This window comes from Streptomyces atriruber (genome assembly GCF_001418325.1).
Lineage (GTDB): Bacteria > Actinomycetota > Actinomycetes > Streptomycetales > Streptomycetaceae > Streptomyces > Streptomyces atriruber.
In genome coordinates, this window is the sequence record NZ_LIPN01000209.1 from 1 (window position 1) to 8,245 (window position 8,245).

Genomic DNA, 8,245 nt, shown 5'->3' on the forward strand with positions numbered 1-8,245 from the left:
GTCGCCGTCGCGCTGCTCTTCGAGGGCTGGACGACCCACCAGGTCGACGCCGCGCGCGCCAAACCGCCGTGCACCCGGCCGATCCCGCGCGGTGCCGACGACGGCAGGCCGCTGCTGCGGTTCGGCCCGAAGGGCGTCACCACCGCGGCCATGCCGCCGGGAACGGTCGCGCTCACCTTCGACGGCGGACCCGACCCGGTGTGGACGCCGCGCCTGCTCGACCTGCTGCGCAAGCACCACGCGCAGGCGACCTTCTTCGTGTACGGGAAGGACGCGGCCAAGCACCCCGAGCTGATGCGACGGATCCTGTACGAGGGCCACGAGATCGGCTCGTACACGTACAGCGGCGGCGACCTCGGCGTCGCCTCGCCCCTGCGCGCACGACTCGAACTGTCCCTCACCCAGAGCGCGCTCGCGGGCACGGTCGGGATCAACACCACCCTGTTGCGGCTGCCGCACACCACGGCCGCGGACACGCTCTGCGGCCCCGAGTGGCCCGCCGCGCGACGGGCGGCGGCCCAGGGGTACCTGGTGGCCGCGTCGGACCACAAGGACCGCAAGCCGTGGCGGGGCGTGGTGACCCAGCACAGCCAGACCGACCTGGGCTTCCACGAGGCCCAGGACCTGCTGCGCGACCACCGCGTCAAACGGTTCACCACCATCAGCGGCGGCCTGGGGCGGCCCTCGTTCGCCGACGAGGTGCCGGTCGCCGAGGAGATCAAGGGCACGGGGCTCGTCTGGACGCAGAAGCTCGGGCACGGCTTCCTCACCGTGATGGTGTGGACGCTGACCCTCACCGGTGTGCTCGGCGTCCTGCGGATGCTGCTGTTCGCGGTGTTCGCCCGGCTCCACGTGCGCAGGCTGCACCGGTACCGGCCCGGGGCGCCCCGGCTGCGCGAAGTGCGGGACCCGGTGACGGTCCTGGTGCCCGCGTACAACGAGGAGGCAGGCATCGCCTCCACCGTGTACTCACTGCTCGCCTCGACCTACCCGCACTTCCAGATCATCGTCATCGACGACGGCTCGACCGACGCCACCGCCGACATCGCCGAGGAGATCGACGACCCCCGGGTCACGGTGATCCGGCAGCCCAACGGCGGTAAGCCCAGCGCCCTCAACACCGGCCTGGCGCACGCCCGCCACGACATCGTCGTGATGGTCGACGCGGACACCATCTTCGAGCCGGAGGCGCTGGCCCGGCTCGTCCAGCCGCTCGCCCACCCGGCGGTCGGCGCGGTCAGCGGCAACACCAAGGTCGGCAACCGGCGCCGCCTGCTCGGCAAGTGGCAGCACCTGGAGTACGTCCTCGGCTTCAACCTCGACCGCCGGATGTTCGAGGTCCTGGAGTGCATGCCGACCGTGCCGGGCGCGATCGGCGCCTTCCGCAGGGACGCGCTGATGGGCGTCGGCGGTGTCAGCGACGAGACCCTCGCCGAGGACACCGACCTCACGATGGCGCTCTGGCGGGCCGGCTGGCGCGTCGTGTACGCGGAGTCGGCGGTCGCCTGGACCGAGGTGCCCAGCACGCTGCGCCAGCTGTGGCGTCAGCGCTACCGCTGGTGCTACGGCACCCTCCAGTCGATGTGGAAGCACCGCCGAGCGGTGACGGAGCTCGGGCCCGCCGGACGTTTCGGCCGTCGCGTGATGCTCTACGTCACGCTGTTCCAGATCGTGCTGCCGCTGTGCGCGCCGGTCGTCGACATGTTCGCCCTGTTCGGCGCGCTGTTCCGCGACCCGGTGGAGGCCGCGCTCGTCTGGTTCGGGTTCCTCTCCGTCCAGCTGGTCACCGCCGCGTACGCGCTGCGGCTCGACCGCGAACGGCTGCGCGTTCTGTGGGCGCTGCCGCTCCAGCAGCTCGTCTACCGGCAGCTCATGTACCTGGTGGTCATCCACTCGGTGATCACGGCGCTGCTCGGCACCCGGCTGAAGTGGCACAGCATGAAGCGGACCGGCACGGCCGACCCGTATCTGGTCGAGGCGTCGCCCCCGCCGCCCGAGGGGGACCAGCGGAGCCTGCAAGGTAGTCGCACATGACAGGAGGAACAGAGGGGATGCGAGGGGCGGACAGGGCCGTCGGGGCAGTAGAGGCCGAAGGTGGTGAAGGGGGCGTGGCGGAAGGTGCCGCCTCCTCCGTCTCGCGGGAGCGGTTCGCCGAGCGCCCCAGCTCCCGCTACGGACCCCGGCGCGCCCATGCCCGGCGGTCGAAGAAGCGCAGACGGCTGCGGCGGACGCTGCTCGCCCTGCTGGCCGCCGTGGTCGGCGCGGTGGGCGGTACCTACGGCTGGGCCGAGACCAGCCTCCAGCGTGACGTCGACCTGGGTGCGTACGGGGACCGTCCGCCGCCCGGCGAGGGCACCAACTACCTCATCGTGGGCTCGGACAGCCGCGACGGGCTCTCCGAGAAGGACGTGAAGGACCTGCACGCGGGCGGCGGCGGAGGGCGCCGCACCGACTCGATGATGCTGCTGCACACCGGGGCCAACGGCGCCACGATGGTCAGCCTGCCGCGCGACTCCTGGGTCACGCTGCCCGGCCGCCTCGACACGACGACGGGCAAGAGGAAGCGCCCCGAGGGCGACAAGCTGAACGCCGCCTTCTCGTACGGCGGCCCGGAGCTCCTCGCGCACACCGTCGAGCGGAACACCGGCCTGCGCATCGACCACTACGCGGAGATCGGCTTCGCCGGGTTCGTGAACATCGTCGACGCCATCGGCGGCGTACGGATGTGCCTGGACCGGGACATCAAGGACGAGAAGTCGGGCGCCGACCTGCGCAAGGGCTGTCAGACCCTGAACGGCAAGCAGGCGCTGGCCTTCGTCCGCCAGCGGCACCAGGAGCGGGAGGGCGACCTGGGCCGGTCGAAGAACCAGCAGAAGCTCCTGTCGACCCTCGCCCACCAGGCCGCCCGCCCCGACATCCTCTTCGACCCCAGGGAGATCGGTCCGGCCGCGCAGGCCGGGCTCGACACGCTCATCGTCGACGACGACATGAGCCTGCCCGAGCTGAGCCGGATGTTCCGCGCCGTGCAGAGCGTCTCGGGCGGACACGGCAGGCGGCTGAACGTGCCCGTGTCGGGCATCGGCATCCCCACGTCCAAGGGCAACGTGCTGAAGTGGGACGCCGAGAAATCGGCCCGTCTCTTCGACGACCTGCGGCACGACAGGCCGCCGGCCGCGTGACTCACACCAGTTCGGGCGCCGGCGGCTGCGTCCGGGAATCCGGCTGCGGCTCCGCCTGCCGCGGCAGCCGCACCGGTGCGGGCTCCGCGTCCCACGCCTTGGTGGTCCGCAGGTAGTGGTGGATCACGGAGGCCATCGCCAGCACGACGAGTGGTCCGAACACCCACGGGTGTTCGGCCATCTCCATCGGCAGGTAGCGGTAGGCCACCAGGAGCGCGGCGAAGACGCCGGTGCCGTGGGCGACCAGCCGGATTCCGGACCGGTCCCAGCCGCGGTCGAACGTGCGCAGGGCCGCCTCGACGGTGAGCGAGAACACGACGCCCGCGATCAGGTCCACGCCGTAGTGGTAGCCGAAGCCCAGCGTCGCGCTGAGCGTGGCGACCAGCCAGAAGGTGCCCGCGTAGCGCAGCAGGCGTGACCCCTTGCGGGAGTGGACGAAGATCGCGACGGCCCACGCCGTGTGCAGGCTCGGCATGCAGTTGCGCGGGGTGATCCCGTCGTACGGCACGGGGTGCGGGGCGGCGATCGGCGGCGGCGTGTGCGGCCACAGGTTCGCCACCGCCCACTCCACACCGCCGGTGCCCGAGGTCCCGGGGCCGTAGGCGAAGATCGGCCCGACCACCGGGAAGATCATGTAGACGGCGGGCCCGACGAGGCCGATCACCAGGAAGGTGCGCACCAGGTGGTGACGCGGGAAGCGGCCGTCGGCCGCCACGTTGCGCAGCTGGTACAGGGCGACGGCGACCGCGGCCACGGCGAGCTGGGCGTACACCAGGTCGGTCACGTGGGTGGGGATCGAACCACTGGCTTCCAGCAGTCGGCCCGCCAGCCAGGACGGGTTGCCCAGCGCGTGGTCGGCGACGGCCACGTACGGGTCGAGGACGGTCGGGCGGGTCTTCGCCGTGATGAGCAGCCAGGTGTCACCGGTCTTGCGGCCGGCCACGAGGAGCAGGCCGAGGCCGACGCCCTTGAGCAGCAGGATGCGCTGCTCACCGGTACGACGGGTGATCGCGAAGACCGCGCAGCCGAGCATGGCCCAGAGGGCGCCGTTGCCGAAGATCTGTCCTTCGGGCACGTCGACGTCGGCAGCCCACCGCACCAGCACGAAGACGGCGTCGATCCCGATCGCGGCACCGGCCGCGATGAACCGTTGCCGCCAGGTGAGCACCACCATCATCAGCGCCAGACCGCCGTAGAGCGGCCCCGGTTTCGGCGGGAAGAGCACCTCGCGCGCCTGATTGGTGATCGGTCCGGGTACGCCGCCGTAGTGCCGGGCGGCGACCTCCAGCGCGATGAGCATCCCCAGGGCCACCACACCTGCCCCGGCCCACAGGAGCACGCGTGGCCGACGCCACGCGGCGCGCTCCGAGCTGCGGTCTATTCGCGAATACACCCGCAAACTATAGATTTCTTTCGGCCGGCCCGGCGCACGGGGGAGTCAGCCTCCGGAGCGGTCGGCATAGTGCTCGTCGATCCGCGCCCGGTAACCGGGGTCGGTGACCCGTAGGTCCCTGTCGAAGCGTGGGGCTGCCCTGACGTGCTCCTTCGTGTGCGGCACGTACGCGGTACGGGTCGCTTCGTCGACGTGTGCGATGACCCAGAGGGGCAGCAGCACCTTCTTGCTCAGCAGTGTCCCGCCGGTGTCGACGACGAGGTGGTCGGGCGCCACTTCCTCCGAGACGGGGTCCACGGTGCCGATCGAGCCGTCGCTGCCCTCCACCGTGCAGTCCAGGAGGCGGGCGACGGAGATGTGGCTGTTCGGCTTCCCCGAGGCCGGGACTCTGTCGGTCATCGCGCGATTCCTCTCCGCCGCAAGCGGCAGCATCAGTGCTCTGCGTAACGCGTGGTGACCGCATGCTCGCGTCGGCGCGGATGAAACGTGGTTCCTGCGCCGTCCGTGAAGGGGCAGCCCGGACGGCTTTGCGGGACCTTCACATTTCGGGGTCGGTGAAGGCGCCGAAGTGGGGGAACCGGGAGGCGATGCCGCGGGGAGGTTGCCGCAGATGTTGGTTGTCGCTCTTTTGCTGTTGCCCGTCATGGGCCTCTTGCTGATCTTCATGGACCGGGTCGAGGGCATGCTGGACGAAGACTCCGCACCACCCTCCGGCCGCCATCGCCGCCATCTGCGGCTCGTCTCCGGGCACGTCGGGCACGCCGCGCATGCGGGTCGCGCCGGTCGCTCCGGAAGTCCCCGGCGGTCCGGCAGGCACCGTGAGGGGCGCCGCGACGACGAGGCGGCCTGAGGCGGCCTGCGTCGGCCTTGGGGCAGCGCCGGGCTAGGACGGGTACCGGATGTCCTCCCGGTACTCCTGCGCCTGCTGCTGGACCGAGGGTGGCAGCTCCCCGATCGCCAGGTCGGCGAGCGTCACGCGTTCCAGGACCTGGCGCAGGCTCACGCGCACCGCGCGCCACACGTCCGGCAGTGCGGCCGCCGGGCCCGGGTAGCTGAGGTCGCTGAGCTTGAGGTCGCGGAAGTTCGCCAGCGAACCGTCTATGGCGCGGATGATGTCGGCGATGGAGATCTCCTCCGGTGCCCTGGCGAGGCGGTAGCCCCCGTCGGGGCCGCGGGTGCTGTGCACCAGACGGTGCTGTCGCAGCTCGCGCAGGATCGACAGCAGGAAGCGCACCGGGATGCCCTGCGACTCGGAGAGCTGCTCGGCCTTCTGCGGTGACTGCGGACAGCGCGCGAGTTCGGCCATCGCCCGTATCGCATAGTCCGTCCGGGCCGTGATCCGCATACGCACCAGCCTCCGTGAGTCGGTCGGAGCCACGCCAAGTCACTTTAGGTCAACCTGCCGCTGCTTTCTGTCATTTGACGAACCGTTGGGAGCGCTGGGTCCGCCCTCTGACATATAACCTATCGAATTGGTGGACAATCCCCGCGGAGGTGCAGATGCCCAGCACGCGCGCACATGTCCCGCACAGGCTCGCGGTGTTGGGTGCCGGAGCCGCCGGAACCATGGTCGTCATCCACATCGCCGACGAGGCGGTCCGGCGGCGAGTGCCGGTGGAGATCACGGTGGTCGACCCGAGCCCGCGGACCGGCGCGGGCGTGGCCTTCGCCACGGACGACCCGCGACACCTCCTCAACGTTCCAGCCGGGGGCATGAGTTGCCTCCCGGACCGGCCGGACCACTTCGTCGACTGGCTCGTCCGGCACCGCGACCCCACCGCGGCCGCCCGCTCCTTCGTCCCCCGGAGCCACTACGGCGACTATCTCGCCGCCACGGCGGACGCCGCCGTCGAACGGGCGGCGGGCCTGGTGACCTGCCGACGGCTGCACACGCGCGCGACGGCATGCGCCTGGCACGGCGACCGCGCCCGGGTGACCCTCGCCGACAGCTCCCGCCCCGACGGCGACGACTCTCGTGTCGACGCCGAAGACTCCCGTCTCGAAGCCGACAGCGTGGTGCTCGCGACCGGCCCGCTGGCCGGTCGATCCCGGTGGGCGTCACCGGAACTCCGCGCGTCCAAACGGTTCGTGGGCGACCCGTGGGCCCCCGACGCGCTGGCGGGGCCGCTCGCGGACGAGGCGGACGTGTTGCTGGTCGGCAGCGGCCTCACCGCCGTGGACGTCGCCCTGACCCTCGCCCGCCCCGGCCGCACCATCCACGTCCTGTCCCGCCACGGCCTGCTGCCCCACGCCCACGCCGTCGCGCCGCTGCCGCCCGTGGTGCCGACGGAGACCCTGGAGGGGCTGCCGCTGCCCCGGCTGCGAGCGGCGGTCCTGCGGCACATCCGACAGGTGACGCGCGCACACGGCGACTGGCGCCCGGCCGTCGACGGGCTGCGGCCGCTGACCGCCCGTCTGTGGAGCACGCTGGAGGAGGAGCAGCGGGCGGAGTTCCTGCGCACCGACCGCCCCCGGTGGAACGTGCTCAGGCACCGGATGGCACCGGAGACGGCCGAGGCGGTCACCCGGCTCAGAACCGCCCGGCGCCTGTGCCTGCACGTGGGCGAGGCCGTCGAGACCCGGCTTGACCCGGACGCGCTGACCGTCACACCGACGGGCTCGGCACCCGTGCGGGTCGGCTGGGTGGTGGACTGCTCAGGACCGGGTCTCCACCCGGCCGACTCCCCGGATCCCCTGCTGGCCTGTCTGCTGTCGTCGGGGCTGGCCGTGCCGGGACCGCTCGGCATCGGGCTCGCCGGGACTCCCGAAGGGCAGGTGCGGTCCCGCGACGGGTACCGCTCGTTGTGGACTCTCGGCGCGCACCGGCGCGGCGAGCTGTGGGAGACCACCGCCGTTCCGGAGATCCGGCAGCAGGCCGCGGGCCTTGCGCGATCGATCCTCGACACGGTTCCGGCGGCCGACGAGGTCGGCGGGGCTGCCGGGGTCGCCGAGGTCACCCCGGCCGCCGGGAGGCCGACCGGGAACAGCGCGTCGGATCCCGAGCCGTCGCCGATCGTCGTCGCCTCCCCTCCCTCGGCCCGGGTCAGCCGCCCCCAGGGCTTCACGGTGTGGCTCACCGGGCTGCCCAGCGCGGGAAAGAGCAGCGTCGCCCAGGAGTTGGCCGCCCGGCTGCGGGCGGAGGGCCACCGGGTGGAGGTCCTCGACGGGGACGAGCTCCGCTCGAACCTCTCGACGGGGCTCGGCTTCTCCCGCGAGGACCGCGACACCCACGTGCGGCGCGTCGGCATGGTCGCCGAGGTGCTCGCCCGGAACGGCGTCATCGTGCTGGTGCCGGTCATCGCGCCCTACCGGGCCAATCGCGAGGGCGTCCGGCTGCGCCACGACCTCGCGCGCATCCCGTACCTGGAGATCCATGTCGCGGCGCCCGTGGACGTGTGCTCGGTGCGGGACGTGAAGGGGCTGTACGCCAAGCAGGCCGCCGGTGCGATCCAGGGCCTGACCGGTGTGGACGACCCGTACGAGGCACCCGAGCGGCCGGATCTGCGTCTGCACACGCACCGCGAGCCGGTCTCGGTCTCGGCGGACGGCGTCCACCTCATGCTCACCGAACGGGGCCTGATATGACCGCAGTTGCGCCGACCGCCGCAGCGCTGCCGACCGGCGGCGCACCCCACCTCTCGCACCTGGACGTGCTGGAGTCGGAGGCGGTGCA

At 72.0% G+C, this 8,245-nt stretch carries 7 protein-coding genes and 1 pseudogene; 4 read left to right on the forward strand and 4 right to left on the reverse strand.

All coding sequences use genetic code 11. The features are described from left to right. Both AOK03_RS22175 and AOK03_RS22180 read left to right on the forward strand, forming a co-directional pair. Positions 1-2,034: bifunctional polysaccharide deacetylase/glycosyltransferase family 2 protein (locus AOK03_RS22175; RefSeq protein ID WP_055567070.1), on the forward strand; the 2,034-nt coding region annotated here is incomplete at its 5' end. Positions 2,035-2,108: 74 nt separating this feature from the next. Further along, a complete protein-coding gene (locus AOK03_RS22180; RefSeq protein ID WP_055567071.1) occupies positions 2,109-3,179 on the forward strand; it encodes an LCP family protein in 1,071 nt (356 codons plus the stop codon). 1 nt (position 3,180) lies between these two features. Here the strand turns inward: AOK03_RS22180 and AOK03_RS22185 are convergent, their stop codons facing one another. The 4 genes from AOK03_RS22185 to AOK03_RS22200 all read right to left on the reverse strand — a co-directional run bounded on the left by AOK03_RS22185 (position 3,181) and on the right by AOK03_RS22200 (position 5,917). After that, on the reverse strand, positions 3,181-4,479 hold the full coding sequence (locus AOK03_RS22185) for a phosphatase PAP2 family protein (protein WP_208609572.1): 1,299 nt from the start codon (positions 4,477-4,479) through the stop codon (positions 3,181-3,183). 138 nt (positions 4,480-4,617) lie between these two features. Next, on the reverse strand, positions 4,618-4,971 hold the full coding sequence (locus AOK03_RS22190; RefSeq protein ID WP_055567073.1) for a hypothetical protein: 354 nt from the start codon (positions 4,969-4,971) through the stop codon (positions 4,618-4,620). A gap of 139 nt (positions 4,972-5,110) precedes the next feature. Then, complete coding sequence (locus AOK03_RS42700; RefSeq protein WP_157869040.1) at positions 5,111-5,332, reverse strand: hypothetical protein; 222 nt, start codon at positions 5,330-5,332, stop codon at positions 5,111-5,113. Between the two features lie 123 nt (positions 5,333-5,455). Next, on the reverse strand, positions 5,456-5,917 hold the full coding sequence (locus AOK03_RS22200; RefSeq protein ID WP_055567075.1) for an RrF2 family transcriptional regulator: 462 nt from the start codon (positions 5,915-5,917) through the stop codon (positions 5,456-5,458). 155 nt (positions 5,918-6,072) lie between these two features. Here AOK03_RS22200 and AOK03_RS44170 point away from each other — a divergent pair. Together AOK03_RS44170 and cysC are read left to right on the forward strand one after the other, a co-directional pair. Continuing rightward, a pseudogene (locus AOK03_RS44170) lies at positions 6,073-6,792 on the forward strand (FAD/NAD(P)-binding protein); the annotation flags it as partial. 792 nt (positions 6,793-7,584) lie between these two features. Next, positions 7,585-8,157 (forward strand): adenylyl-sulfate kinase, encoded by a 573-nt coding sequence (cysC, locus tag AOK03_RS44175; protein ID WP_244177699.1) that lies wholly within the window; start codon positions 7,585-7,587, stop codon positions 8,155-8,157. Positions 8,158-8,245 lie beyond the last annotated feature (88 nt).

What these genes read in the sequence shown, in the direction of transcription:
- AOK03_RS22185 (WP_208609572.1), bottom strand. Translation starts at nt 4,479, where the DNA reads ATGCTCATCGCGCTGGAGGTCGCCGCCCGGCACTACGGCGGCGTACCC.
- AOK03_RS22190 (WP_055567073.1), bottom strand. Translation starts at nt 4,971, where the DNA reads ATGACCGACAGAGTCCCGGCCTCGGGGAAGCCGAACAGCCACATCTCC.
- AOK03_RS22200 (WP_055567075.1), bottom strand. Translation starts at nt 5,917, where the DNA reads ATGCGGATCACGGCCCGGACGGACTATGCGATACGGGCGATGGCCGAA.